The 25,967-nt window shown below is 65.6% G+C and carries 26 protein-coding genes and 1 tRNA gene; 16 read left to right on the forward strand and 11 right to left on the reverse strand.

Annotation, left to right across the window (positions count from 1 at the left end):
• The 3 genes from IEV87_RS04805 to IEV87_RS04815 form a co-directional block, all read left to right on the forward strand.
• Positions 1-3,175, forward strand: a 3,175-nt coding sequence (locus IEV87_RS04805) for an Ig-like domain-containing protein (RefSeq protein WP_188476526.1), incomplete at its 5' end; no start/stop codon positions are given.
• 373 nt (positions 3,176-3,548) lie between these two features.
• A complete protein-coding gene (locus tag IEV87_RS04810) occupies positions 3,549-3,941 on the forward strand; it encodes a RidA family protein (RefSeq protein ID WP_188476527.1) in 393 nt (130 codons plus the stop codon).
• A gap of 10 nt (positions 3,942-3,951) precedes the next feature.
• Positions 3,952-4,221 carry a DksA/TraR family C4-type zinc finger protein gene (locus IEV87_RS04815; protein WP_188476528.1) on the forward strand — a complete coding sequence of 90 codons (270 nt, stop codon included), beginning with the start codon at positions 3,952-3,954 and terminating at the stop codon, positions 4,219-4,221.
• Positions 4,222-4,329: 108 nt separating this feature from the next.
• Here the strand turns inward: IEV87_RS04815 and IEV87_RS04820 are convergent, their stop codons facing one another.
• Together IEV87_RS04820 and IEV87_RS04825 are read right to left on the reverse strand one after the other, a co-directional pair.
• The gene (locus tag IEV87_RS04820; protein ID WP_188476529.1) at positions 4,330-4,911 is read right to left on the reverse strand and encodes a nucleotidyltransferase family protein; all 582 of its coding nucleotides are present in this window, start codon (positions 4,909-4,911) and stop codon (positions 4,330-4,332) included.
• Positions 4,912-4,920: 9 nt separating this feature from the next.
• A complete protein-coding gene (locus tag IEV87_RS04825; RefSeq protein ID WP_188476530.1) occupies positions 4,921-7,329 on the reverse strand; it encodes a GcvT family protein in 2,409 nt (802 codons plus the stop codon).
• Positions 7,330-7,498: 169 nt separating this feature from the next.
• Here IEV87_RS04825 and IEV87_RS04830 point away from each other — a divergent pair, with 169 nt between their 5' ends.
• Positions 7,499-8,692, forward strand: a complete 1,194-nt coding sequence (locus IEV87_RS04830) for a DUF2254 domain-containing protein (protein WP_229737426.1) — start codon at positions 7,499-7,501, stop codon at positions 8,690-8,692.
• Here the strand turns inward: IEV87_RS04830 and IEV87_RS04835 are convergent.
• Positions 8,689-9,900 carry a bifunctional alpha/beta hydrolase/OsmC family protein gene (locus IEV87_RS04835; protein ID WP_188476531.1) on the reverse strand — a complete coding sequence of 404 codons (1,212 nt, stop codon included), beginning with the start codon at positions 9,898-9,900 and terminating at the stop codon, positions 8,689-8,691. The two genes, IEV87_RS04830 and IEV87_RS04835, sit on opposite strands and share 4 nt — an antisense overlap.
• 111 nt (positions 9,901-10,011) lie before the next feature.
• Here IEV87_RS04835 and IEV87_RS04840 point away from each other — a divergent pair, with 111 nt between their 5' ends.
• Entirely contained in the window at positions 10,012-10,779 is a 768-nt protein-coding gene (locus tag IEV87_RS04840) for a heme-dependent oxidative N-demethylase family protein (protein WP_308419880.1), read from the forward strand.
• Here the strand turns inward: IEV87_RS04840 and IEV87_RS04845 are convergent.
• From IEV87_RS04845 to IEV87_RS04855, 3 genes are all read right to left on the reverse strand, one after another.
• Entirely contained in the window at positions 10,761-11,522 is a 762-nt protein-coding gene (locus IEV87_RS04845) for a hypothetical protein (protein ID WP_188476532.1), read from the reverse strand. The genes IEV87_RS04840 and IEV87_RS04845 overlap by 19 nt on opposite strands.
• Before the next feature lie 351 nt (positions 11,523-11,873).
• On the reverse strand, positions 11,874-13,280 hold the full coding sequence (gene glnA, locus IEV87_RS04850) for a type I glutamate--ammonia ligase (protein ID WP_188476533.1): 1,407 nt from the start codon (positions 13,278-13,280) through the stop codon (positions 11,874-11,876).
• Between the two features lie 28 nt (positions 13,281-13,308).
• On the reverse strand, positions 13,309-13,647 hold the full coding sequence (locus IEV87_RS04855; RefSeq protein ID WP_188476534.1) for a P-II family nitrogen regulator: 339 nt from the start codon (positions 13,645-13,647) through the stop codon (positions 13,309-13,311).
• Positions 13,648-13,806: 159 nt separating this feature from the next.
• Here IEV87_RS04855 and IEV87_RS04860 point away from each other — a divergent pair, with 159 nt between their 5' ends.
• Positions 13,807-15,594: an NAD(P)H-hydrate dehydratase gene (locus tag IEV87_RS04860; RefSeq protein ID WP_188476535.1), complete on the forward strand. Its 1,788-nt coding sequence runs from the start codon at positions 13,807-13,809 to the stop codon at positions 15,592-15,594.
• Between the two features lie 218 nt (positions 15,595-15,812).
• Here the strand turns inward: IEV87_RS04860 and IEV87_RS04865 are convergent, their stop codons facing one another.
• A complete protein-coding gene (locus IEV87_RS04865; RefSeq protein WP_188476536.1) occupies positions 15,813-16,301 on the reverse strand; it encodes a Hint domain-containing protein in 489 nt (162 codons plus the stop codon).
• A 275-nt stretch (positions 16,302-16,576) separates the two neighbouring features.
• Here IEV87_RS04865 and IEV87_RS04870 point away from each other — a divergent pair.
• The 5 genes from IEV87_RS04870 to IEV87_RS04890 all read left to right on the forward strand — a co-directional run bounded on the left by IEV87_RS04870 (position 16,577) and on the right by IEV87_RS04890 (position 20,038).
• A tRNA-Leu gene (locus tag IEV87_RS04870) sits at positions 16,577-16,660 on the forward strand.
• A 245-nt stretch (positions 16,661-16,905) separates the two neighbouring features.
• On the forward strand, positions 16,906-18,234 hold the full coding sequence (gene tig, locus IEV87_RS04875) for a trigger factor (protein WP_188476537.1): 1,329 nt from the start codon (positions 16,906-16,908) through the stop codon (positions 18,232-18,234).
• A 116-nt stretch (positions 18,235-18,350) separates the two neighbouring features.
• Entirely contained in the window at positions 18,351-18,698 is a 348-nt protein-coding gene (locus IEV87_RS04880) for a hypothetical protein (RefSeq protein WP_188476538.1), read from the forward strand.
• Between the two features lie 11 nt (positions 18,699-18,709).
• Entirely contained in the window at positions 18,710-19,123 is a 414-nt protein-coding gene (locus IEV87_RS04885; protein ID WP_188476539.1) for a DUF1330 domain-containing protein, read from the forward strand.
• A 105-nt stretch (positions 19,124-19,228) separates the two neighbouring features.
• Entirely contained in the window at positions 19,229-20,038 is an 810-nt protein-coding gene (locus IEV87_RS04890) for a glycosyltransferase (protein ID WP_188476540.1), read from the forward strand.
• A 240-nt stretch (positions 20,039-20,278) separates the two neighbouring features.
• Here IEV87_RS04890 and rplI read toward each other — a convergent pair whose 3' ends face one another.
• Genes rplI through rpsF form a run of 3 tightly spaced genes read right to left on the reverse strand, consistent with a single transcriptional unit; the run spans position 20,279 to position 21,521 of the window.
• The gene (gene rplI, locus IEV87_RS04895) at positions 20,279-20,896 is read right to left on the reverse strand and encodes a 50S ribosomal protein L9 (protein ID WP_188476541.1); all 618 of its coding nucleotides are present in this window, start codon (positions 20,894-20,896) and stop codon (positions 20,279-20,281) included.
• 11 nt (positions 20,897-20,907) lie between these two features.
• Entirely contained in the window at positions 20,908-21,135 is a 228-nt protein-coding gene (gene rpsR / locus IEV87_RS04900; RefSeq protein ID WP_188476542.1) for a 30S ribosomal protein S18, read from the reverse strand.
• Between the two features lie 29 nt (positions 21,136-21,164).
• Positions 21,165-21,521, reverse strand: coding sequence for a 30S ribosomal protein S6 (rpsF, locus tag IEV87_RS04905; RefSeq protein ID WP_188476543.1), 357 nt, complete (start codon positions 21,519-21,521; stop codon positions 21,165-21,167).
• A 331-nt stretch (positions 21,522-21,852) separates the two neighbouring features.
• On the opposite strand from rpsF, the gene IEV87_RS04910 reads away from it, so the two are divergent.
• On the forward strand, positions 21,853-22,134 hold the full coding sequence (locus tag IEV87_RS04910; RefSeq protein ID WP_188476544.1) for a hypothetical protein: 282 nt from the start codon (positions 21,853-21,855) through the stop codon (positions 22,132-22,134).
• Between the two features lie 4 nt (positions 22,135-22,138).
• Here the strand turns inward: IEV87_RS04910 and IEV87_RS04915 are convergent, their stop codons facing one another.
• Positions 22,139-22,612: a VOC family protein gene (locus IEV87_RS04915; protein ID WP_188476545.1), complete on the reverse strand. Its 474-nt coding sequence runs from the start codon at positions 22,610-22,612 to the stop codon at positions 22,139-22,141.
• Between the two features lie 45 nt (positions 22,613-22,657).
• Between IEV87_RS04915 and IEV87_RS04920 the strand changes: the two genes are divergently transcribed.
• From IEV87_RS04920 to IEV87_RS04935, 4 genes are all read left to right on the forward strand, one after another.
• Entirely contained in the window at positions 22,658-23,251 is a 594-nt protein-coding gene (locus IEV87_RS04920) for a TetR/AcrR family transcriptional regulator (RefSeq protein WP_188476546.1), read from the forward strand.
• Between the two features lie 68 nt (positions 23,252-23,319).
• A complete protein-coding gene (fabD, locus tag IEV87_RS04925; RefSeq protein WP_188476547.1) occupies positions 23,320-24,261 on the forward strand; it encodes an ACP S-malonyltransferase in 942 nt (313 codons plus the stop codon).
• A gap of 66 nt (positions 24,262-24,327) precedes the next feature.
• Entirely contained in the window at positions 24,328-25,065 is a 738-nt protein-coding gene (gene fabG, locus IEV87_RS04930) for a 3-oxoacyl-[acyl-carrier-protein] reductase (RefSeq protein WP_188476548.1), read from the forward strand.
• Entirely contained in the window at positions 25,065-25,940 is an 876-nt protein-coding gene (locus IEV87_RS04935) for a DMT family transporter (RefSeq protein WP_188476549.1), read from the forward strand. The genes fabG and IEV87_RS04935 overlap by 1 nt, the downstream gene beginning before the upstream one ends.
• Positions 25,941-25,967 lie beyond the last annotated feature (27 nt).

Genomic DNA, 25,967 nt, shown 5'->3' on the forward strand with positions numbered 1-25,967 from the left:
GGATGGCGATCCGCTGACCTATGACGGAGTGCCGACGGCAGATCACGGAACGGTCACGGTGAACCCTGACGGGACCATCACCTACACGCCGGACCCGGACTACAACGGCCCGGATACCATCACCTATGTCGTGAAGGACCCGAGCGGACTGACCGACACGGGCACCATCACGGTCAACGTCACCCCGGTGAACGACGCTCCGGATGCGGTGGACGATGCCTCGGGCACCGACCAGGGCACTCCGGTGACCATCGACGTGCTCGGCAACGACACGGACGTGGACGGCGACACGCTGACGATCCAGTCGGTCGGGACTCCGGCCAACGGCACCGCTCAGATCGTGGCGGGCAAGATCGTCTACACCCCGGCGGCGGGCTTCGTGGGGACGGATACGTTCACCTACACGATCTCCGACGGCAATGGCGGGACCGACACGGCGACCGTCACGGTCACGGTGGACAACGTCAACGACGCGCCGGTGGCGGTCGACGACACGGTCACCACGCCCGAGGACCAGCCGGTCACCTTCGATCCGCTGGCCAACGACACCGATCCGGATGGCGATCCGCTGACCTATGACGGAGTGCCGACGGCAGATCACGGAACGGTCACGGTGAACCCTGACGGGACCATCACCTACACGCCGGACCCGGACTACAACGGCCCGGACACCATCACCTATACGGTGAAGGACCCCTCCGGCCTGACGGATACCGGCACCATCACGGTGACTGTGACTCCGGTGAACGATGCGCCGGTGGCGGTCGATGACGCCGATACGACGGACGAAAACACCGCCGTCACCATCGACGTGCTCGGTAACGACACGGACGTGGATGGCGACACGCTGACCATCCAGTCGGTCGGGACCCCGGCCAACGGGACCGCGGCCATCGTGGCGGGCATGATCGTCTACACGCCGAACACCGGTTTCGCCGGGACGGATACCTTCGAGTACACGATCACCGACGGCAATGGTGGCACCGATACCGCGACGATTACCGTTACGGTCAAGGACACCATCCAGCCGGACGGCATCGTCGAAGGCACCGACGGCGACGACGTGATCGACGACGACTACACCGGGGACCCGGAAGGGGACATGGTGGACAACGACGACGCGCTCGATCCGACCTCCGGCGACGATGACATCATCGAAGCCTATTCGGGTGACGACACGGTCATCGCGGGCTCCGGCGACGACACTGTCTACGGCGGCGACGGGGATGACTCGATCCACGGCAACTCCGGCGACGACGTGATCTACGGCGAAGACGGTAACGACACCATCTTCGGCGACGAAGGCGACGACACCATCGATGCGGGCAAGGACGGTCGTCCGGACAAGGCCGCGGCGATCCCGGGGGTCAGCGACGACACCAACCCGAACGATGATCGCGATCTGGTCTACGGCGGGCTTGGCAACGACAGCATCATGACCGGCGACGACGCCGACACGATCTATGGCGGTGCCGGCAACGACACGATCAAACCGGGTATCGACGACGACGAGGTCTACGGCGGTTCCGGCGACGACCTGATCGACGACATCCAGGGGTCGGACCTGATCTACGGTGGTGACGGCAACGACACCATCCTGGCCGGGATCGACACGTTCTCAGACTACGAGGGCGACGATCCGAACCTGCCGAACCCGCTCTACCCGGGCGCGCTGAGCGATCCGGACAAGACGGATGGCAAGGACACCGTCTATGGTGGCAAGGGCAACGACTCCATCATGACCGGCGACGATGCGGACAACATCTACGGCGGGTCGGGTGACGACACCATCCATGCCGGCATCGACGACGATTACGTCGAAGGCGGCAAGGGCAAGGACTCGATCATCGGTGGTCACGGGTCGGACACGATCTACGGCAACTCCGGCGACGACTGGATCAATGCGGGCGACAGCTCCCTCCTCTGGGGGCAGGAACCCGATGCGACCGATCCGGTGCCGAACAACGGCAAGGACCTTGTCTACGGCGGGGAAGGCAACGACACCATCTTCGGCCAGGACGACGACGACTCCCTCTACGGTGGAACCGGCAACGACTCCATCGACGGCGGGATCGACGACGACTTCATCTCGGGCGGCCAGGGCGACGATACGCTCCTCGGCGGTCAGGGTGACGACACGATCGAGGGCAACACCGGCAACGACCTGATGTACGGCGGCTCCGGCGACGACTCGATCGAAGGTGGCCAGGATACCGACACGATCTACGGTGACTCCGGCAACGACACGCTGCGCGGCAACCAGGGCGACGACGTGCTCTACGGCGGGTCGGGCGACGACTCCATCGACGGCGGTGCCGGCAACGACACCATCACCGGCGGTGACGGCGTGGACAACATGTTCGGTGCCAATGACCGGGACGTGTTCCTGGGATCGGGTGTCGGCGACTTCGTGGACGGCGGTTCGGGCGGGGACGACTACGACATCCTCGACCTGACCGGGTCGGCGCCTGCCGGCGGCTACATCAAGGTCAAGTACGACGCCAACCCGGAAAACGGGACGGTCGAGTACTACGACGACAAGTCGATGCTGCTCGGCACCTCGCGGTTCGAGGAAATCGAGAAGGTCATCCCGTGCTTCACGCCGGGTACCCTGATCGCCACCCCGCGCGGAGAGGTTCCGGTCGAGACCCTGAAGGAAGGCGACCGCATCATCACCCGCGACAACGGCATCCAGGAGATCCGCTGGCTCGGCATGACGAACCTCATGGGCCGCGAGGCGCTCCAGAAAGAGCACCTGAAGCCGGTTCTGATCCAGAAGGGCTCGCTCGGCTACGGGCTGCCCGAACGGGACATGCTGGTGTCGCCGAACCACCGCGTTCTGGTGAACAACGACAAGACGGCGCTCTACTTCGAGGAGCGTGAGGTTCTTGTCGCCGCGAAGCACCTGACGGGGCTGGCGGGTGTGAACCGGGTCGACACGATGAAGACCACCTACGTCCACTTCATGTTCGACCAGCACGAAGTGGTGCTGTCGGACGGGTCCTGGACGGAGAGCTTCCAGCCGGGTCACCAGACGCTCGACGGGCTTGGCAACGCACAGCGCCAGGAAATCCTGGAGCTGTTCCCGGAACTGGCCTCCGAGAAGGGCCGCGAGGACTATCACGCGGCACGCCGGACCCTGAAGAAGCACGAAGCACAGCTTCTCACCAAGTAATGCAGCGCGCGCCGGACCCTTCGGGGCCCGGCGCGATCCCGATCAGGCGGGGGCGCTGGTCGTGACCAGGGCGCGGGCTGCCCTGTCGTATCCTTTGCGGGTGCGAGGGTGGGCCGCGTCCGTCATTTCAACGGTCCCGGCAATTCGGGCGGTCGTTTTCAGACCGTCTGCCGGGACCGGATTTTCCGAAGGGGGCCGACATGGACTACGTCATCGGGGTTCTGAGCTGGGTATTCTACGTCTCGGCCGGCGTTGCCTGCATGAGCGTCGCGCAGATCGGTATCGCCCCGTTCTGAGTATCTGCCCGGTTTCCCGGTGCCGTTTTGACTGTCATCCAGCGGCACGCTAGGCTGACGCGGACGCGGAGGTGCGGATGCGCAAGACGGCGATCATTCCCGAAGGGATGCAGGAGGTCTATGACGGCTGGCAGATGTCGCCGGCGGTCGAGGTCGGAGGTCTGCTGTTCTTCACCGGATTCACGGGTGTCGGTCGGGATGGCGCGACCCCGGACGATCCCGAGGCTCAGTTCCGCAACATCTTCGACCGCATTCTCGCCGTGCTCGACGCCGCCGGGCTGGATTTCGGAGCGGTGGTCGAAATGACAAGCTATCACATCGGGTTGCAGGATCATCTGGAGGTGTTCCGGAAGGTGCGGGCGGATTACGTGCAGGAGCCGTTCCCGGCCTGGACAGCGATCGAGGTCGCCGGATTCTTCCGCCCCGGCCCGGTCTGCGAGATCCGGGTGATCGCGGCGCGGCCGGACTGAGGAGGCGGAGATGGCCGGAGGCTGGGCGAAGGATGGTGCGGTAAGCGAACAGATCGAGGCCTCGGTTTCGGACGAGCTGAAGCGCATGCAGGCGCGGCGCGGTCCGGTTGGCGAGAGCCTGGAGTTCTGTGCCGAATGCGAAGAGGAGATCCCGGAGAAACGGCGGAAAGCGATCCCGGGCGTAAAGCTGTGCATCGATTGCCAGCAGGAACGGGACGCGCGGTTCGTCGCCAAGGGCGGGATCAACCGGCGCGGGTCGAAGGACAGCCAGTTGAAGTAGTCGCCCCTGCGGGCTGATGCCTCCGGCGGGGAGTGACGAGTGTCCTGGAAACGGTCCGGTGGACCGTTTCAGTGTGGAACGGGCGGAGCCCAAATTAGCAATGTGAAGTCAGCGGGCGCGCCAGGCGGCCCAGTCCTCGGGCGTGTCCAGGTCTGTCGTGGCGTGCGTGCCGGGCAGGGCAGTGAGCTTCACGTGTTCGGACGGGAGCAGGGCGCGGGCGCCGGTATCACCGGTCAGCGCTTTCAGATCAGGGAAAAGGCGCGCAGGGAAAATGACCGGGTGGCCGGGGGTTCCGTCGGCATTGGTGGCGCGGTGGATGGCGTCCGGGGCCGATTGCCATGCGCTGGCGAGGGTTTGCAGATCGCCCGTGGTGATGTCGGGCATGTCGGCCGGCAGGATCATCAGGGCCGTTTCGCGATCCGTCAGCGCGGGGATGGCGGCACGGATCGAAGCGCCCATGCCCTCCTCCGCATCGGGGACCAGCACGCGGGTCACGTCGAGGTCGCGGATGGCGCGGCTGCGGGGGTGGTCGGCCCGGGGCAGGGTGACGAGGACAACATCCGTTGCGGCCAGCGCGCGACGGGCCATGGTGGCGAGAAGGGGCGCGCCCTCCACCTCCTCCATCAGCTTGTCGCCGCCGCGCATGCGCGACGACGATCCGGCGGCCAGGAGGAGGATGGCAAGACTCATGCGGGCAGGTTAGCCCCGCATCCGCGCCCCGTCAGCATCGAAGAGCGGCGCGTCGATGCGGCGGGCCTTGCACATGACGCCGAGCACCTCGATCTCTGCCTCCATGCCGGGTGCGATCCGCTCCGTCGGGACGAAGGCGTGGGCCAGGGACTTACCGAGATGATGCGAGTAGCCACCGGAAGTGCAGTAGCCGACGACCTCGCCGTCCAGCCACAGCGGTTCGTAGCCCTTCACGTCGGCGAAATCGGTGTCGATTTCGAACATGCAGAGCTCGCGCTGCGGGCCTGTCGCGCGGGCCTTTTCCGCGGCGGCCCGACCGATGAAGTCGGCGTTCTTCTTCCAGGAAATGAAGCGGTCCAGTCCGGTTTCGGCAGGCGTGTAGTCGGGCGAAAACTCCCGCAGCCAGGATCCGAAGCGGCGGTCGAGGCGCAGGGACATCATCGCGCGCATGCCGAAGGGTTTCATGCCGTGCGGCTGACCCGCGGCCCAGAGCTGATCCCAGAGGGTACGGGTTTCCAGCGGGTCGCAGTAGATTTCGTAGCCGAGGTCGCCGGTGTAGCTGACGCGCTGGACGACAACCTCGAGCAGGCCGAGCGTCATGCGGCGCACGTCGAGGAACTTCATGTCCGAGACATCCTCGCGCGTGCAGGCCTGCAGCACCTCGCGCGCTTTCGGGCCGGCAATCTGGTGGCCGGTCCATTTGTCCGACATATTCGTGACTTGCACGCCGTCGCTCAGGTTCTGTGTGAACCATCTGAGGTGGTAGGCCTGTGCACCGTAGGAGGCGGTGAGGCGGAATTCCTCATCCCCGAGGTAGGAGATGGTGAAGTCGCCGATAATACGTCCCGAGGGGGCGAGCATTGGGGTCAGACTGATGCGGCCCTTCGCGGGGACGCGGCCCGCCATGATGCGGTCGAGCCATTCCCGCGCCCTGGGCCCGGTAACGGAATACTTGCCGAAGTTGTGGATTTCGTTGATGCCGACGCTTTCGCGGACGGCGCGGACCTCGCGGCCCGTGGCCTCGAACGCGTTGGATCGGCGGAATGTCGGGGTTTCGTAGCGAGGTTCGTCGGCTTCCGCGAAGTAGTTCACGACCTCGAGCCCGTACTGGTGACCCCAGACCGCGCCCATACCGTCGAACACGTCATACATCGGCGTGCGACGGAGCGGCCGGGCGGCGGGCTTTTCCTCGTTCGGATAGGGGACGGAGAAGCGGGTGGTGTAGTTCTCGACCACCTTGGGGAGGGTGTAGCCCTTCTGGATCCAATGGCCGTAACGCGCGATGTCGAAGGCAGAGGTGTCGCGTTCGCATTCGCCCTGCGTCATCCACTGCGCCAGCATCAGGCCGACGCCACCGCCCTGGCTGAAGCCCGCCATGACGCCGCAGGCGGACCAGTAGTTGCGCAGGCCCGGGACCGGACCGACAAGCGGGTTGCCGTCGGGCGCGAAGGTGAAGGGGCCGTGGATCACGCGTTTCACGCCCGCGGTGGCGAGCACGGGGAAGCGTTTCCAGCTGTATTCGATGGAATCGGAGATCTTGTCGAGATCGTCGGGCAGCAGTTCGGAACCAAAGCTCCAGGGCGTGCCGTCCACGGCCCAGGCGCGGGGCTTTTTCTCGTAATACCCGATGCAGAGACCACGGCCTTCCTGACGCAGGTAGGATTCCCCAGAGGGATCGACGACGTGCGGGTGTTCGGTATCGCGCTCGTAAATCTCGGGAATGTCGTCGGTGACGAGGTAGTGATGCTCCATCGGGTGAAGGGGGACGTAATGGCCCGCCATCGCCGCGACCTCGCGGGCCCAGAGACCGCCTGCGTTGACGACGTGTTCGGCGTGGATCGTGCCCTTCTCCGTCACCACGTCCCAGGTGCCGTCGGGGCGCGGGTTGGTTTCCAGGACGCGGGTGTGGGTGACGATCTCCGCCCCCGCGATGCGTGCGGCGCGGGCATAGGCGTGCGTGGTGCCGGAAGGGTCGAGGTGGCCGTCGAGCGGATCGTAGAGCGCGCCGACAATGCCTTCGACATTGGTGATCGGCGCGAGCTGCTTGATCTCGTCCGGTGTCATGATGTGGGTGTCGAGCCCCATGTGCCGGTGCTTCGCCCGTTCGGCCAGCAGGTAGTCGAAACGGTCCTGGGTCGTCGCCAGCGTGAAGCCGCCGGAGTGGTGCAGCCCGCAGGACAGGCCGGTGATCTCTTCAAGTTCCTTGTACAGCTTGATCGTGTAACCCTGCAGCGCCGCCATGTTGGTGTCGCCGTTGATCGTGTGAAATCCGCCCGCCGCGTGCCAGGTCGACCCGGCAGTAAGCTCCGACCGCTCCAGCAACATCACGTCGCTCCACCCCAGCTTGGTCAGGTGGTAAAGCACGGAGCAGCCGACGACGCCGCCTCCGATCACGACAACGCGGGTAGTGGTCTTCATGGAATCCTCCGGAGGGTTACGGGCCCACCCTCTTTGTGGCGCGGAGGGGCGGCAAGTAGGTTTGCGACAGATGCTGTCGTTTCCGGGCCGGCGGGGCGGTTATTTGCGCGCCTCTTGGAACCCTGCGCGCGCCTGTGCCATTGTCCGGGTGACAGACGAAAGGCCCCGAATGCTTCCGACCCTTCTGAGACGCGTGCATGAATTCTCGCGTCGCCTGATCGTACGGGTGCTGCTGATCGCGCTCTGTTCGGTGCTGGCGATCGTGGTGGCCAAACTTCTGGGCGGGCTGATCCCGTTCGGGCTCAAGGACCGGATCGGGGCGGATGCGGTGGACCACATCCTGTCGATCATCGCCAATTCCATGCTGACCGTGACGACCTTCTCGCTGACCGTGATGGTGGCGTCGCATCAGAACGTATCGTCGCTCTGGACGCCGCGGGCGCATCAGATCCTGTTGCAGGACACGACCACGCACACGGTACTGGCGACCTTCGTCGGCGCCTACCTTTACGCCGTCATCACGATCATCCTGCGCGAGACGGAGGTGTTCAAGGGCGAGGAACTGGTCGTCCTGTTCTTCGTCACACTGATGGTTGTGGTGCTGATCGTCGTCGCGATCATCCGCTGGATTTCGCATCTGGAACTGCTCGGATCGCTGATCGAAACCTCCGGGCGCATCGAGAGAAAGGCGCAGGAGGCCTATGACATGCGCTGTGCCTATCCGGCGCTCGGCGGTCATGTCCTGGGACCTGAGGTGCCGGACGGTGCCGAAGAGGTCGTCTCGGAGACGACAGGCTACGTGCAACAGATCTATCAGGACCGCCTGCAGGAGGCGGCGGAGGAGGCGGGGGGGCAGATCCACCTGGCGCGTCCGGTCGGGGCTTTCGTCTATCGCGGCGAGGTGCTGGGCTGGGTGACGGGCGAAGGGGGTGCCGAGGCGCTGCGACGGCATGTCTCCGTCGGTTCCCTGCGCAACTACGTGCAGGATCCGGGGTTTGGCCTGCTGAACCTGACGGAGATCGCGCAGCGCGCCCTGTCGCCGGGGATCAACGATCCGGGGACCGGCGTGGACATGACCGGGCGGATCGCGCGGATCCTGCTGTCCGGCGCTGTGGAGCAGGACGCAAAGGTCGTACATGACCGGCTGTACCTGCCCATGCTGGACCGCCGCGCGCTGGTTCAAGACAGTTTCGGCGCCATCCTGCGAAGCGGCGCTGACCACCCGGAGATCGTCGGTGCCGTGGCGGCCGCGCTCACCGCACTGGGACGGCACGAGGATCCGGAAATCGCCGGCGCGGCGGAGGACCTTGTTGGCCGGATCGGCTCCGGTCCGGCTGGCGAAACGCTGGAACAGTCGGTCTAGGCGAGCCGGGTCTCGATGCGCGAGGACTGTTCGAGTGTGCGGTGCACCGGACAGCGGTCGGCGATGTCGCGCAGACGGTCGCGCTGGTCCCCGCTCAGCGTGCCCTCCAGGCGGATGACTCGGGTGAAGAGGTCGGCGCGTCCCTCTGCTCCGGGGGCGGCATCCTGGGCGTGCACCTTGTCATGGGTGACGTCGACGGAGACATGTTCCAGCGGCCAGCCCTTGCGCCGCGCATACATCCGGATGGTCATGGAGGTGCAGGCACCCAGTCCCGCAGCCAGCAGCCCGTAGGGGGAGGGGCCGAGGTTGGTGCCGCCATAGGCCTCCGGCTCGTCTGCCTGAAGCTGGTGCCGGTCGCCGATGGCGATGTCCTGGAGGAACCCTCCGGGATCGGCTTCGGACACCCGCGTGACGCCCTCGGGCGCGCCGGGCGGCGGGGCGGGCGGGGTCAGGTCGATGTAGCGCGTGGCCCAGGCCGAGATGACATGGGCGGCGTATTCGGCATCCTCCGCGCGCGTCAGCAGGTGATCGGCGTCGTTGAGGGAAACAAAGCTCTTGGGGTGCAGGGCGGCGCGGAAGATTTCCGTTGCATTGCCGATCCCGACGATCCTGTCACGGGGGGCGTGCAGGATCAGAAGCGCCTTCTTCAGGGCATGGATCGCGGGCTCCAGCCGGGTGGCGGCGATGTCGTCGAGGAAGGCGCGGCCAATGTCGACCGACCGATCGCCCAGCCTGACCGCGGCGTGGCCGTTGCGCCGTATCTCGGCGACGGAGGCGGAGAATTTCTGCGTGACGTGATCCGGGTCGAAGGGTGCACCGATGGTGACGACGGCGCGGGCCTTCGCGATGTCGGGGGCGGCGCGCAGCATGGCCGCGCCGCCCAGGGAATGGCCGATCAGCAGGTCCGGGGCCATTCCGTTCTCGCGCATCCAGTCGGCAGCGCGGCGCAGGTCCTCAACGTTGGAGCTGAAGGTCGTGTTGGCAAACTCGCCGCCCGAATGTCCAAGCCCGGTGAAGTCGAAGCGCAGCACGGCGAAGTCCTTCATCGCCAGCGTCTGCGCGATGCGCCGGGCGGCGGCGATGTCCTTTCCGCAGGTGAAACAATGGGCAAACAGCGCATGTCCCAGCACCGGGCCGTCGGGCAGATCCAGCCGGGCAGCCAGGGGGTGACCGTCGTGGCCCTGGAAGGTGATCTTGCGTGTCGGCATGGCGCGGGTCCTTTCTGCTGCCTTCTTTTGGACGGTGCGGACGGGGCGGGGCAAGAGCCGCCCGTCCGGTTGACGGTAAGGTGAGCGGCCGGGCTGGCGCAGGGGATCGACTTGCCGTTATCTGCGCGGATGGAACCGATCCTGCAAAGCCATATCCCGTTCGATACCTCATCCGCGCGCCTGCCCGGTACCGCGCCCCTTGCCGAGGCGGAGTGGCTGATGCAGGACGATGCTTTTTCCGCGCAGATGGCATTGCGGGACACCCTGATCGCCACCCGGCGGACAGACGTCATCGCGCTGGAAGAGCGCGGGCTGGGGGCGGCCGAAGAGCTTCTGTCGCGGCTACTGGACCATCTGGTCCGGTCACCGGGATACCGGGTCGGCACCGATGGTGTGACACGGCCGGACGGGGTTGAGGTGCGGCTGTTGCGCGACGATCCCATGGCGACAGCAGGACGGCTGGTTCAGGAGGACCTGTGCCTGATGCAGAAGCCTGAGGGTGCGGAGGAACACATTCTGACCGGCGCCGCGCTCTGCTTTCCGGCGGGATGGATGCTGGCGGAAAAGCTCGGTCGGCCGCTCATCCGTATTCACAAGCCGGTAGCGGCCTATGACGACGGGCTCGCGCGCCGCGTGCAGCGCCTGTTCGACGGTGTCCGGGTCGGCCAGCCGCTCTGGCGGTTCAACGCACTGCGCTATGTCGACCCCATGCTCTTCCAGCCCCGGCACGAGGGTGTGCCGAAGTACGGCGCGGAGCAGGAGCAGCGGTTCATCCGGTCCGAACGGCAGACCATCCTCCGGCTGCCCCGGACAGGGGCCGTCGTTTTCGGGATTCACACCTTCGTCGTACGGCTGGCGGATCAGAAGAACGGCAGGTAGCCGATGGTCGAAGCGGTGAGGCCCGAGAGGGTGGCCGAGATCGCGAAGGCGTGGGAGGTGATGCGCAGGTCCTCTCCATTGATGAGGTTGTAGGCGGCGAGCGGGATGCCGATCGCGGGGTTCATTACCCCGACCGTCGCGGTGGCGGTCCAGGTCGATGCGCGGCGGGTCAGGGACGGGGGCGCGGGCTCGACTTCCGACACTGCGAAGACGGCCTTGAGGTCCGGCATCGCGACGTCCGCCCTGGCCGGACGCGGTGCGGTCGTATCGGCAGGGCGGATGCGGCGGGGCACGATACGGTCGTGGCGGCCGCGGGCGCGCAGCGGGGTAAAGGCGGACTGGAAGCGGGGAGCGGGGATGGCGACGCCCTCGGCGCCCCATTCGACCGACTGGCCGCCGGTGCGTTCGATCAGAAGGGACAGGATTTCCGCCAGTATCGCGGTTGGCGCCTTGGGGTGCAGCGATTCAGAGGCGCGCAGTTGCGCGACCTCGACCGTCAGGCGGGATGTGTCCATGCCGCCCGAGGCTGCGTTGGAGCCATCGTCGATGGCGACGCTCACCCGCACCGGTCCGGCGGTCAGGCAGGCGCGGTCGAAGCTGATTTCGGAGGGGGCGGAGAGGGCGAGGCCGAAGGCCGTCAGCGCCTCCACCGCCGCGTCGTGCAGCGGCTGGATGTCGATCAGGGTGTCGTCGCAAATGACGAGGTTGGCGCGGGTCGCTTCTTGCGTTGTCGTGAAGGTCATTTTCTTCCCTCGGTTCTTGAGTGGTCTGCTCAGGCTCGCCGGGAAATGAGGAGGAAATGCGCCGGGAATCCCGGCTCTCCGGGGGCAGGATGGCGGCAAAGCGGCGGGGCGCCCGAAATGTGCCGCAATGACCGGAGATCATGGCGAAACGGTGCTCGGCCGGGTCAGAAAAGCGTGTTTCAGGCCCGGAGCAAGCGTCATGTTTCACATAACTTTAGCAATTCAACGCGCTGTAATTATTAAAAATTTTTTCAACCACGACCTGCAGGCTCCAATGCGTGCGCAACAGCCCCCTGCAAAAGAGAACGGGCGCCACGAGGGCGCCCGTTTCGTCTGTCTGATTCGTCCGGATCAGCAGGAGTAGTACATCTTGAACTCGGCCGGGTGCGGCGTCATTTCGTACTCTTCCAGCTCTTCCATCTTCAGGTCGATGTAGCCACCGATCTGATCCTTGGTGAAGACGTCGCCGGCCAGCAGGAAGTCCATGTCGGCTTCGAGCTCCGACAGTGCTTCGCGGAGCGATCCGCAGACGGTCGGAATATCGGCCAGTTCTTCCGGCGGCAGGTCGTAGAGGTTCTTGTCCATGGCTTCGCCCGGATCGATCTTGTTCTTGATCCCGTCGAGACCGGCCATCAGCAGGGCCGAGAAGCAGAGATACGGGTTCGAGGACGGATCGGGGAAGCGCGCCTCGACACGCTTTGCCTTCGGGGATTCGGTCCACGGAATACGCACGCAGCCCGACCGGTTGCGGGCGGAGTAGGCGCGCAGCACCGGCGCTTCGTAGCCCGGGACCAGGCGCTTGTAGGAGTTGGTCGAGGGGTTGGTGAAGGCGTTCAGCGCCTTGGCGTGTTTCAAGATGCCGCCGATGTAGTAAAGCGCCTCCTGCGACAGGTCCGCGTATTTGTCACCGGCGAAGAGCGGCTTGCCGTCCTTCCAGATCGACATGTTCACGTGCATGCCAGACCCGTTGTCGCCCTTGATCGGCTTCGGCATGAAGGTGGCCGAACGGCCGTAGGCGTGTGCCACGTTGTGGATGACGTACTTGTATTTCTGAAGCTCGTCCGCCTGCTTGGTCAGGGTCCCGAAGATCAGGCCCAGTTCGTGCTGGGAGGTCGCCACTTCGTGGTGGTGCTTGTCGACCTTCATGCCAAGCCGCTTCATGGTCGACAGCATCTCGGAGCGGATGTCCTGGCCGTCGTCCATCGGGTTGACCGGGAAATAGCCGCCCTTGTAGCCGGGACGGTGACCGGTGTTGCCCATTTCGAAATCGGCGTCGGTGTTCCAGGCGGCGTGGTCGGCGTCGACCTCGTACGACACCTTGTTCGGGGTGACGGAATATTTCACGTCGTCGAACAGGAAGAATTCGGCTTCGGGCCCCCAGTAGGACGCATCGCCGATGCCGGAGGATTTCAGGTAGGCTTCCGCCTTGGACGCGGTGCCGCGCGGGTCGCGGTCATAGGCCTCGCCGGTGTCGGGTTCGACGACCGAGCAGTGAATCGCGATGGTCTTCTCCGCATAGAAGGGATCGACGTAGACGGAGGTGGGGTCCGGCATCAGTTTCATGTCGGAGGCTTCGATCGATTTCCAGCCCGCGATGGAGGAACCGTCGAACATGAAGCCTTCCTCAAGGAAGTCCTCGTCGACCTGGTCTTCCATGACCGTCACGTGCTGCAGCTTGCCGCGCGGGTCGGTGAAGCGGATATCGACGTATGCCGCTTCCTCGTCCTTGATGAGTTTGAGAACGTCCTTGTTCTTCATTCTCTTTTCCCTTCTGTTGAATTGTTGTTCAGAGCGCGTCCGAGCCGGATTCACCGGTGCGGATGCGGATCGCCTGTTCGACGGAGGAGACGAAGATCTTCCCGTCGCCGATCTTCTCGGTCTTGGCGGCGTCGACAATGGCCTCGATCGCGCCGTCGACCTGGTCGTCGTCCAGCACGACCTCGATCTTCACCTTGGGAAGGAAATCGACGACGTATTCGGCGCCCCGGTAAAGCTCCGTATGGCCCTTCTGACGGCCGAAGCCCTTGACCTCGATCACCGAAAGCCCCTGAATGCCGAACTCCTGGAGCGCCTCCTTGACCTCATCAAGCTTGAACGGCTTGATGATCGCCTCGATCTTCTTCATGTCGCGGAACTCCTCACTTATCCCTCGGGCGGTTCAGACCATGAACGATCACGGGCCTCAATCGGTCAAGATCAGCTTCCGGGAAATGCCGGTCGGGGGGAAGATATTGATCCTGTTTTTTGCTCATCGTGGTGAAAAAATGTGCGCTGTGAGAAAACAATGACAGAATTGCTGACCTGTGCGCAGATGCGCGACATCGAACGGAGAGCGATCGAAAGCGGTTCCGTCACGGGGCTGGACCTGATGGAGCGGGCCGGGCAGGGGATTGTCGATGCCATCTTTGCGCAATGGCCGGAATTGCTGCGCCAGCGGGGGCCAGTCCCCGCGCCCCCGCGGTATTTCCGGCAAGATGAAGGCGGGTACTTTTCCCGGCGCCGGGCGGTGGTGCTCTGCGGACCGGGAAACAACGGGGGCGACGGCTACGTGGTGGCGCGACTGCTGCACCGGATGGGTTGGCAGCTGACGGTCTTCGGCATGGGAGAGGTCGAGGACATGCCGCCGGATGCGCGGGTCAACCGGACTCGATGGAGCGCCCTGGGGCCGGTGGTTCCTCTGACCTGCGACGCGTTTCTTGCGGTTTCCTCAGGTCGTGGCTTGGCGGATGTCTACGTGGATGCCCTGTTCGGCACCGGCATGACGCGACCGGTGCAAGGCGAGGCGCTGAAGGTCCTGGACGTCCTGGCCGGGTCCGGAGGCGACGACTTCGCGTCGCGGACTGTTGCCGTCGATGCGCCGTCGGGCCTGTGCCTGGACTCGGGTCACGTTCCGGGTCGCCCGGAGGGATATGGCCGGGGTCTACGCTCTGTCGCGCTGACGGTGACCTTCGACAGCCCCAAGGTCGGACACGTGATCGGCATCGGCCCGGACATCTGCGGTCGGCTGGCGGTCTGCGACATAGGGTTGCGTCCGTGGAGGGAGTTCGAAGGGGATCAGATCGACCCGGATGCGCCGGGCGGGACCATGCGTCACATGAATGTCCGGCTGTCCGGGGCACCTATGGTTCGCGAGGGTCGTCGGGATCCGGAAGACATCGCCCGACACCTGCTGAAGCGCGCTTCCGGTGGACACAAGTTTGACCATGGGCATTGTCTGGTTGTCAGCGGAGGCGTCGCGCGTACCGGTGCGGCCCGGCTGGCGGCACGGGCGGCCCTTCGGATCGGCGCGGGGCTGGTGACCCTGGCTGTGCCGCCGGACGCCGTGGCGGAAGTCGCCGCTCAGACGACGGCGGTCATGGTGCGGGAGGTGACGGGTCCGGCGGATCTGGCGAAGGTTCTCGAAGATCGCCGGATCAGGTCGATCTGCCTCGGTCCCGGACTTGGCGTTGGCGCTCGGACGCGAGAAATGGTCGCGGTGGCGTTGGAGGCGGGGCGGCACGTCGTGCTGGATGCCGACGCGCTGACCTCATTCGCGGATGATCCCGGTGCGCTGTTCGCTTTGATTGAGAAGGGCAGGGTTGTCCTCACGCCGCATGGCGGCGAATTCGCGCGGCTGTTCCCGGAGATTGATGCCAGATTGAATGCGCCACGCCTTCTCGCCGATGATGAGGCATGGCACACGGCCCTCGCCGCGCAGGGAGGGCCGCTGTATTCGAAGGTCGATGCGGCGCGGGAAGCGGCGGCATCGTCCGGAGCGGTCGTTCTTCTGAAGGGCCGCGATACGGTTATTGCGTTGCCGGAGGGGCCTGCTGCCGTTCATGCGGCCATCGGGGCGCGGGCAGCTCCGTGGCTGGCCACGGCGGGGGCGGGCGATGTTCTGGCCGGGTTCATCGCGGGGCTCATGGCGCGCGAGTGTCCGCCGGGCGACGCAGCGGAATGCGCGGCGTGGTTGCATGTGGAGGCGGCGCTTGCCTTCGGGCCGGGACTGATCGCAGAGGATCTGCCGGAGATGGTGCCGCAGGTCCTGCGCGGGCTGGAAAACGGAGACCAGCCGCATCTCGTGGGACAGTGACAGTCGACCGAGGGGGGCACAAGGGGACCGGGGCGCTACGATCGCTGCGCAACCCGCTTCATCTTGCCAAAAAATACTCAGATCCTGTCGGTTCCAAGTGGCTCAGGCCCTCGCGCTGCCCCGAAACGCCCGGTCACGCGCCACCCAAAAAAGACATAGGGCCCGCGGCGTGCGCGGGCCCTGTCTGCAGTCGAACATGTCGTCCGTGAGATTTGGTGTCAGCAGGCGGTTGCGAGGGAGCGGTCGCCCTTCGCAGCCATTTCCAGGCCGCCGGCATAGATGATGTGATCGGTGTCGAAGACCAGTTCATAGACGGTCATGACGCCCTTGCCCATGTCGCGGACATATTCTCCGTCCACCAGACGGTCGGCGGTGACGAGGGCGGTCTTCTTGCCGAAGAGCGCCTCGGCGCGCCAGTCGCGGATCAGGACTTCCTGGCCCGAGGGCAGGGCGATGTCGCTATCGGGGCGGTTGTGGCCAAGCGATCCGCCGGCGATGTGCACGACGCTGCAGGCAATCTTGCGGGAGCGAACGGCCTTGAGAACCGCCATGCCGCTGTCGCGGGTGATGACGCGGTCGCCTTCGCTGAGGAATTCCACGGGCATTTCGCCGTCCAGGGTCATGACCTTCGTACCGGCTGCAAATCCGGTAACGGCTTCGACCTTGGGCTTGTCTGCCTTGGTGATGGTGACTTCGATGGACTTCATGGGACTGCTCCCCTTGTCTGACTGCCTCTGTTTTTTCGCACCAGAATAGGGCGAAAGTTTGTGCATATCCAGATTTCTGTGGGGCATCGGGTCCGCACCTGTCTGTTTTCGGCCACAATCGCGGAGGCGGTCCCGGGCGGACCGAAGCGGCCGGGGCGATCTGGCGCAACCCTCGCAGCAAAGTCCGAATATAGTGTTAACAGGGCTTCGAGGCACAAATATGGCGCGATTCCCTCTCGCCTCCGCCAGGGGGTTTTGTTATCCAGCGGCTCACTGCGGGTGTGGCGGAATTGGTAGACGCACCAGATTTAGGTTCTGGCGCCTTAGGCGTGGGGGTTCGAGTCCCTTCACCCGCACCAACACGCATTTCGCAAAGCGAAATGCGAGCTGCATATCCGTCCGCGCCACGTCGAGCGGCAGGTGTTTCGCAGAAACACCGGGAGCCTGCGCCCTGGCGCCCTGCCAACTTACCCGAAAAACCCGCGCCATATGGCCGAAACCGCCCGATCCGCCTTGCGCCGCATCATATCAGTGCATAGAAGGGCGCCTGATTTGGCCCCCGCGTTGCGGGCGGCCCGTTGATGTCATGGAAGGACGACAAGCGATGCAGGTCACCGAGACCCTGAACGAAGGCCTCAAGCGCGGCTACCAGATCACGCTGCCCGCAAGCGAACTGGACGCCAAGGTGAACGAAAAGCTGGCCGAGGCGCAGCCCGAGGTCGAGATGAAGGGCTTTCGAAAGGGCAAGGTGCCGATGGCGCTGCTGAAAAAGCAGTTCGGCCCGCGCATCATGGGCGAGGCCATGCAGGAAGCCATCGACGGCGCGATGTCGGAGCATTTCGAGAAATCCGGTGAAAAGCCCGCGATGCAGCCCAAGGTCGAAATGGTCGACGGCGAAGGCTGGAAAGAGGGCGACGACGTCGTCGTCACGATGAACTACGAAGCGCTGCCGGCGATTCCGGATGTCGACCTGTCGCAGGTCAAGCTGGAGCGTCTGGTGGTGAAGGCCGGCGACGATGCCGTGACCGAGGCGCTGAACAACCTCGCCGAAAGCGCGCAGACCTTCGACACCAAGAAGGGCAAGGCGGCCGATGGCGATCAGGTCGTGATGGACTTTGTCGGCAAGGTCGATGGCGAGGCGTTCGAGGGCGGCTCGGCAGAGGACTATCCGCTGGTGCTCGGCTCCAACTCCTTCATACCGGGGTTCGAGGACCAGCTGGTCGGCGTCAAGGCCGGTGACGAGAAGGCAGTCGAGGTGTCCTTCCCCGCCGAATACGGCGCGGCGCATCTGGCCGGAAAGGCCGCGGTGTTCGACTGCACCATCAAGGAAGTGAAGAAGCCGGTCGCCGCCAAGGTCGACGATGAGCTGGCCAAGACCTACGGGGCGGAGTCGCTCGACGCGCTCAAGGCGCAGGTCGCGGAGCGGCTGGAGGCCGAATACGCCGGTGCCGCCCGCGCGGTCATGAAGCGAGGCCTGCTGGACGCGCTGGATGGTCTGGTTTCCTTCGACCTGCCGCCGTCGCTGGTGGAAGCGGAGGCCGCGCAGATTGCGCACCAGCTGTACCACGAAGACAACCCGGACGATCACGGCCACGACCACGGCGAGATCGAGACCACGGACGAGCACAAGAAGCTGGCAGAGCGCCGTGTGCGCCTTGGCCTGCTGCTGGCCGAGCTGGGTCAGAAGGCCGAGGTCGAGGTGACCGATGCCGAGATGACCCAGGCGATCATGAACCAGGCCCGCCAGTACCCGGGTCAGGAGCGCCAGTTCTTCGAATTCGTGCAGCAGAACCAGCAGATGCAGCAGCAGCTGCGCGCGCCCATCTTTGAGGACAAGGTCGTCGATCACATCGCCAGCCAGGCGCAGGTGACGGAGAAGGAAGTGTCCAAGGAGGACCTCCAGAAGGCCGTCGAGGCGCTGGACGAGGAGTGATCCTGTCCCGGCCCTGCATGGGGGCGGCGAACTGAACGGGGGGCCGGTCGGGCGACGACCGGCCCCTTTCGCATTCCGGTCCCGGCCCTTACGCTGCGGGTGAAACGGGGTGCGCCATGCGATTCATCTTCCTTGTCCTGCCGATCCTGATGCTCGCCGCGCCCGCCGGCGCGGAGCAGCTGCGCTATGTCGCGCTCTCCGGCGACCGGCTGCGGGTTGACGGGGTGGAGTTCCGGCTGAAGGGTGTGGACTGCTCTCTCGCCTCGGCGGAGGAAGAACTGGAGGCCAAGCGGCTCATCACCACGATGATGCGCGCACCTCTGGTCGAATGCGGGTACACCGGAGAGGAGGGCGCGCGGGAGGGGGACTGCATGTTCCGGACCAACCGGCTTGTCATGCGGCCGCGCTCCATGGTGGTGGAGCTGCGCAAGCGGAACCTCTGCCAGCCACGGTCGGAAATCTGAGGGAGGACAGGATGCACACAGGGTTCACGAAAGAAGAGTTCGAGGCGTTCAAGGCGATCGGCCGGGACGGGCCGATCCACATGCTCAACCTCGTCCGGGTGCGCGAGATGGCGGATTATCCCGACGGGCGCAGGGCGACGGGGGCGGAGGCCTATGCCGCCTACGGGCGCGACAGTGCGCCGGTGCTTGAAAGGGTCGGCGGACGGATCGTCTGGCGCGGGTCGATGGAGTTCATGCTGATCGGGCCGCGCGACGAGCAGTGGGATTACTGCTTTATCGCGGAATATCCCAGCCAGCAGGCCTTCATCGACATGATTTACGACGCGGAGTATCGCCGCGCCATGGTGCACCGGCAGGCGGGGTGCAGCGACAGCCGGCTGATCCGGATGATGCCGCAGGACGCGGGCGCAAATTTCGCGGAGTGACCGCGGCGACACGGCACGGGCCTTGTGCGCCGCCGTGACCTGACAGGAGGGGCGGGGTTGTGTCATCATGGGCCCGAATTGATACAACCTGCAGGCGCATTCTTCGTGTTTCCCATTGTCCAGATGCGGTATTCGTTCTTCGGCCAGTCCGGATGGCGTTCCGACGCCAGCCAGCAGATGGATCTGCTGTTCGATCCGGGGCGGCTGCAGCACCGGTTCAACCTGCTCCAGCAGATCGCGATGCCGTCGCTGGTCGCGCAGCAGGACCGGGACTTCGGACTGGTGGTGCTGACCTCTGCCGACCTGCCGCGCCCGCATCTGACCGCGCTGACCGAATTCGTCGGCGACATGCTCGGCGACCGGGCAGAGGTGATCGCGCGCAAGCCTTCCTCCGCGCATCGCCAGTTCATGCGGTTCAACAAGGAGCACTTCGCACCGGACCAGACCATCCTGCAGATCGTGCTGGATGACGACGATGCCCTGTCGACGGACTTCATCGGCAAGATCCGTGATGAGGCGGCTCTGATGCGGCAGCGTCTTCCGGCGGAGCAGACGCATTTCTACCTGTCGATGTCGCGCGGGGTCAGCCTCGTCTTCAAACCGGGCGACCCCTATCCGGACCTGTTCACACGGGACGTGCCCTATACCAACCTCGGGCTGACGCTGGTGTCCCCGGCGGGAACGCGCGCCGGGCCTTACGGGATCGCCCACAAGAAGCTGGCGCGCAGCCATGCGAGCTTCGTCTACAACGACCTGAAGCCGTACTACATCCGGGCCGTTCACGGTGCGAACGACAGCCGGGCGATCGTGAACGACGAATACCCGGTGAAGCCGGAGGACATGCCCGAACTGCTGGCGCGGTTTCCCTTGCTGCGGAAGATGCTTTCGCCGGAGGTGGTGACGGCGGCGGGGTGACGGGCTGGAGGGCCGTCGTGCGGAGTTGGGGTTGGGGCGCCGGGCTGAAAGCCCGGCCTACTGGATAGACGCACGGACCTGTCCGTTTGCGTAGGCCGGGTTTCCAACCCGGCGCTTGTCCGTGACCGCATGAGTCGCCTTTCGGCCAATGTGTCTCGCTAAAACCGGGTCGCACGCCTGCCAAAAAAAAACGCCGCCCGGATCGCTCCGGGCGGCGCTTCGGCGTCCCGTCGGGACGGATCAGTTCTCTTCGTCGTCCGACGCTGCTGCGGCCGGGGCCGGCTGGTCGTCGTCGTCCGAAGCGGCGGAGCCGATGTCGTCGAACAGTTCGGCGATCTCGAATTCCGCTGCGGCCTCTTCCTCGGCAGCGAGGTCCTGGATGGACTTGCCGGAGGCCTGGAGTTCGGCCTCTTCGGGAGAGCGGGCGACGTTCAGGGTGATCTGAACCTCGACCTCGGGATGCAGGGTCACGTCGACCTTGTGCAGACCCAGTTCCTTGATCGGCATCGGGATGACGACTTGCTTGCGCTCGACCCGGAAGCCGGCCTCGGTCGCGGTCTGGGCGACGTCACGCGGGGTGACGGAGCCGTAGAGGTTGCCGCCGTCCGATGCGGAGCGAATCACCACGAAGGTTTCGCCGTCGAGACGGGAGGCCAGCGCCTCTGCTTCTTTTTTGGTTTCAAGGTTGTCGGCTTCGAGCTGGGCCTTGCGGCCTTCGAAGGCGGCGATGTTCTCCTTGGAGGCGGTCAGCGCCTTGCCCTGGAGAAGCAGGTAGTTGCGCGCATAGCCGGGCTTGACGGAGACGACGTCTCCCATCTGGCCAAGCTTGGCGACACGTTCGAGAAGAATGACATCCATCGGTCGGCTCCTCAGTTCACGGCGTAGGGGAGCAGGGCGAGGAAGCGCGCGCGCTTGATTGCGCGGGCCAGTTCACGCTGCTTCTTCTGGGACACGGCGGTGATGCGCGAGGGCACGATCTTGCCGCGCTCGGAGATGTAGCGCTGCAGCAGGCGGGTGTCCTTGTAGTCGATCTTCGGCGCGTTGTCGCCGGAGAACGGGCAGACCTTGCGGCGGCGGAAAAACGGTTTGGTGGCCAAGGGTTAGTATCCTTTCCTCAGGCTCTGGATCAACGGCGTTCGCGGCGACGGTCGTCGCGCTCTTCGCGTTTCTGCATCTGGGCGGAGGGGCCTTCCTCGTGCTCGTCGACCTTGATGGTCAGGACGCGCATCACGTCGTCATGCAGGCGCATCAGGCGCTCCATCTCCTGAACGGCCGCGGCGGGCGCGTCCGACTTCAGGAAGGCATAGTGCCCCTTGCGGTTCTTGTTGATCTTGTAGGCCATCGTCTTGACGCCCCAGTACTCGTGCTCGACCAGCTTGCCGCCGTTGTCGGACAGGACAGTACCAAAGTGTTCGATGAGGCCTTCGGCCTGCGCGTTGGAAAGATCCTGGCGCGCGATGAATACATGCTCGTAGAGCGGCATGCGGGTTCCACTTCTGTCAGGGCGCGTTTCATAGGAGGGCCATGTCCTTCCGCGGCCCATCCACGAGAGTCCGCGCGGTTCAAACGATATGCGGAAGGAAGCGCCCCTTTAGCGCGGATCGGGGTGCGGGGCAAGCCGGGATGCTGCAGGGCGGGCGGATCGACGGCAGGGGGCGTGCAATTCTGCAAGGGCGGCCTTGCTGTCCGCGTTCGGGCTTGGGGTGGAGCTTGCCACAATTGCGCCGCAATTCCCGCCATGATTGCACCAGACAAGGCATAATACACGGCAGTTGGTCCACCAAAGAGACCGGCGCCCAGGAGAAGATGAGCAGATGGCCGACATTTATCAATCCGTTCCCGCTTCCGCGGGGCGAATCTACACTCCTTTGCATCCTGTCGCGCGCCCGCGCGGGCAACGCACTTCGGGTCTGCGCCCTCTGGACGGCGTTCTGGCCGGGGTGGGACTGCTTGCGGTGGCGATCCTGCTGACGGTCTACGCGCCTGTCGTGACTGCGCTGGTCGCGGGTCTGGCGCTGATCGGCTTCGTCGCGTGGCTGGCCCTGCGGTCGGTCCGGCGCGGGGTTCGTCGCCGGGACATGCTGCGGCCTTTCTGAGCGTTCAGGCGTCTGCTGAGTCGTTCCAGCGCGCCTGCATCTCCTCTGGCGTGACCTCCTCGATCATCTGCGCGATCATCCAGCGATGCCCGAACGGGTCGAGCAGCAGCGCATTGCGTTCGCCAAAGCTCTGATCCGCCGGCGCGCGCAGGACGGTGCCACCTAGCGTCGCGGCGTGGGCTACCGTCGCATCCACATCCGCCACCATCAGGTGAAGCGTGACCGGGCTGCCACCGATGCTGTCCGGGCACAGCGCGCCAACCTCGGGGTATTCGTCAGCCAGCATGATGCGGGTGGTGCCGAAGTTCAGCTCTGCGTGGCCGATGCGCCCGTCGACCGGGTCGGTCATGCGGAAGTCCTCGGTCGCCGTAAAGGCGGCGGTGTAGAAAGCGATGGCCTCCCTTGCGGGGGAGGTCACCAGGTAGGGCGTGACCTGCGGCAGTGCCTCTGCGCGCTGGCTTGACAGGGGCTGATCCATGCGGTCTCCTTCCGATGCTTAATTTACGTTACGGATCGTAAAGAAATGAGTCAAGAGGAGACGCCCCCGCGCCGCGGACGCCCGCCGAGCGATACCGCGCGCAGGAAAGCGCTGTCTGCCGCGCGGGCGATCCTGACGGAGGAGGGCTTTGGGCGGTTGTCGGTCGAGGCGGTGGCGGCGCGTTCGGGTGTCGGCAAACCGACGATCTACCGCCACTGGGCCAATGCGCAGCAACTGGCGCTGGCGGCCCTGATGCCGGAGGATGTGGCGGATGCCGAAACCCGCGGGGATGTGCGCCGGGTCCTGACCGACCAGATGCGGCGGCTGACCGAGGTCTTCGCCACACGGCGCGGCAGGCAGATCGCGGTGGCCCTGGCCGCCGCCGATCCCGACAGCGAGATGACCCGCGCCTTCCGGAGCCAGGTGATCCTGAAGTCCCGCGCCGGCGGACGGGCGGTGCTGGAGCGGGCCATCGCAGGCGGGGAACTCACCGCGCCTGCGGATATGGAGACGCTGCTCGACATGATCTACGGCCCGCTGGTCTTCCGCGTCCTGCTTGGCCATGCGCCGCTGAGCGACGGGATGGCCGAAGCCGTGGTTTCGATGGCGCTGGCGGGGCTGGCCCCGCCGCAGGACTGACGCATCGGGTCATTGCCATGACCCCGCGCAGCCGCTATCCCCGCCGCACCAGACGAGGGGAGCGTGACATGAGCCGTGCATTTGTATTTCCCGGACAGGGGGCCCAGACCATCGGTATGGGCAAGGCCCTGGCCGAGGCCTATCCGGCGGCAAGGGCGGTGTTCGACGAGGTCGATGCGGCGCTTGGCGAAAATCTCTCCTCCCTGATCTGGGAGGGGGAGCAGGACACACTGACCCTGACGCAGAACGCGCAGCCCGCGCTGATGGCGACCTCGCTCGCGGCAATGCGCGCGCTTGAGGCGGAAGGCGTGTCGGTGAGCGATGCGGCCTTCGTGGCCGGACATTCGCTTGGGGAATATTCCGCCCTTTGTGCCGCCGGAGCGCTGTCGGTCGGCGACGCGGCGCGTCTGCTCAGGACGCGCGGCCTTGCCATGCAGCAGGCGGTGCCGGTTGGCGTCGGCGCCATGGCGGCGCTGCTTGGCATGGGGTTCGAGGATGCGCGGGCCGTGGCTGAGGAGGCCGCGCAGGGCGAGGTCTGCCAGGCGGCCAATGACAACGATCCCTCGCAGGTGGTGGTCTCGGGTCACCGCGCGGCGGTGGAGCGGGCGGTGGAGATCGCCAAGGCGAAGGGCGCGAAACGGGCGATGCTGCTGCCGGTGTCGGCGCCGTTCCACTGCGCCCTGATGGCCCCGGCGGCCACGGTCATGGCCGAGGCGTTGGATGACGTGGACATGCAGGCGCCGGCGGTGCCGCTTGTCGCCAACGTGACGGCCTCTGCGGTGAGCGATCCGCTGACCATCCGGTCGCTGCTGGTAGAGCAGGTGACCGGGTCCGTACGCTGGCGGGAGTCTGTGGCGTGGATGGGCGCGCAGGGCGTCACGGAGATCTGGGAGATCGGCGCCGGCAAGGCGCTGTCCGGCATGGTGCGGCGCATCGACAAGGAGATCGCCTGTCGCGCTGTCGGCACGCCCGAGGATGTCGTGGCCGCGGCGGCCGCGCTGAACGGATAAGTCGTGCCGCGCGGCGGGCGCGGCGCAGGTTTGAGTATATCTGGCAAGATGAAGGGGACGGGCACGATGTTCGATCTGACGGGAAAGACGGCGCTTGTGACGGGCGCATCGGGCGGCATCGGCGGGGCGATCGCGAAGGCATTGCACGACGCAGGTGCGGTTGTCGGGCTGTCGGGCACGCGGGTTGAACCGCTGGAGGCTCTGGCTGCGGACCTGGGCGAGCGGGCGCATGTGCTGCCCTGCAACCTGTCGGATGCCGAGGCAGTCGAGGCGCTGCCCAAGCAGGCAGTGGAGGCCATGGGGGGACTCGACATTCTGGTGAACAATGCCGGGGTGACGAAGGACCAGATTTTCATGCGCATGTCCGATGAGGACTGGGCGAAGGTGATCGAGGTCAACCTGACCTCTACCATGCGGCTCTGCCGGGGCGTGATGCGGCCGATGATGAAGGCGAGATGGGGTCGGATCGTCAACATCTCCTCTATCGTCGGGGCGACGGGCAATCCGGGGCAGGCGAACTATGCCGCATCAAAGGCCGGGATGGTGGGCATGACCAAGTCGATCGCCTATGAGGTCGCCTCGCGCGGGATCACGGCGAACTGCGTGGCGCCAGGGTTCATCGCGACCGCGATGACCGACAAGCTGACGGATGAGCAGAAAGAGAAAATTAACGTGCAGATCCCCGCGGCCCGCATGGGTACGCCGGAGGAGATCGCGGCGGCGGTGCTCTACCTCGCCTCGCCGGAAGCCGGGTACGTGACCGGCGCGACGATCCACGTCAACGGCGGGATGGCCATGCTCTGATGCCCTTCCGGGTCAGACCGGAAGTTGTCCTTGCCGGTATCACGTTCATCTGGGGCGGGACGTTCCTCGCCGTGCAGACGGCCCTGACATGGTCGGGGCCGCTTTTCTTCGTTGGCCTGCGCTTTGTACTGGCGGCGGTTATCCTCGGCGCACTGGCGGGGCGGCGGCTGATGCGGCTGCGGAGGATCGAGCTTGTCGCCGGGACGTGGATCGGCGTGGCCATCGCGGCAGGTTACGGGCTTCAGACCGTGGGGCTGCAGAGCATTCCTTCCTCCAAGTCCGCCTTCATCACCGCGCTATACGTGCCGCTGGTTCCGGTCCTGCAATGGATCGTGCTCGGGCGGCCGCCGGGGCGGCTGACCTGGGTTGGCGTGGCGCTTGCGACGGTCGGGCTGATGCTGATCGCGGGGCCGGAAGCGGGGGGGATCGGGTTTTCCTTCGGCGAGACGGTGACGATCCTGTCGGTGCTGGCCATCGCCGGTGAGGTGATCCTGATCTCGAGGTTCGCGCCGCAGGTGGACGCGGCCCGGGTGACGGTGGTTCAGCTGGCTGTCGCCGCGCTGGTCTGCCTTGCCAGCATGGGCATCGCGGGAGAGGCGCTGCCGGTGTGGGACTGGCGCATCTTCTGGTTCGCGGCGGGCCTCGGGCTGGCCAGCGCGGCGATCCAGCTTGGCATGAACTGGGCGCAGCGGAGCGTCTCGGCCACCCGGTCGACCCTGATCTACGCGGGGGAGCCGGTCTGGGCGGCGATCATCGGACGGATCGCAGGGGAGCGGCTGCCGCTGGCGGCATTCGTCGGCGGGGCGCTGATCGTCGTCGGGATGGTGCTGGGCGAGTGGCCAGCGCGACGGCGGCCGGGACGGCTGGTGGAGTAGGATCACGTCGCCGAACAGGCGCAACGT

It is taken from the genome of Primorskyibacter flagellatus, assembly GCF_014638275.1.
Taxonomy (GTDB): Bacteria; Pseudomonadota; Alphaproteobacteria; order Rhodobacterales; family Rhodobacteraceae; genus Pseudooceanicola; species Pseudooceanicola flagellatus_A.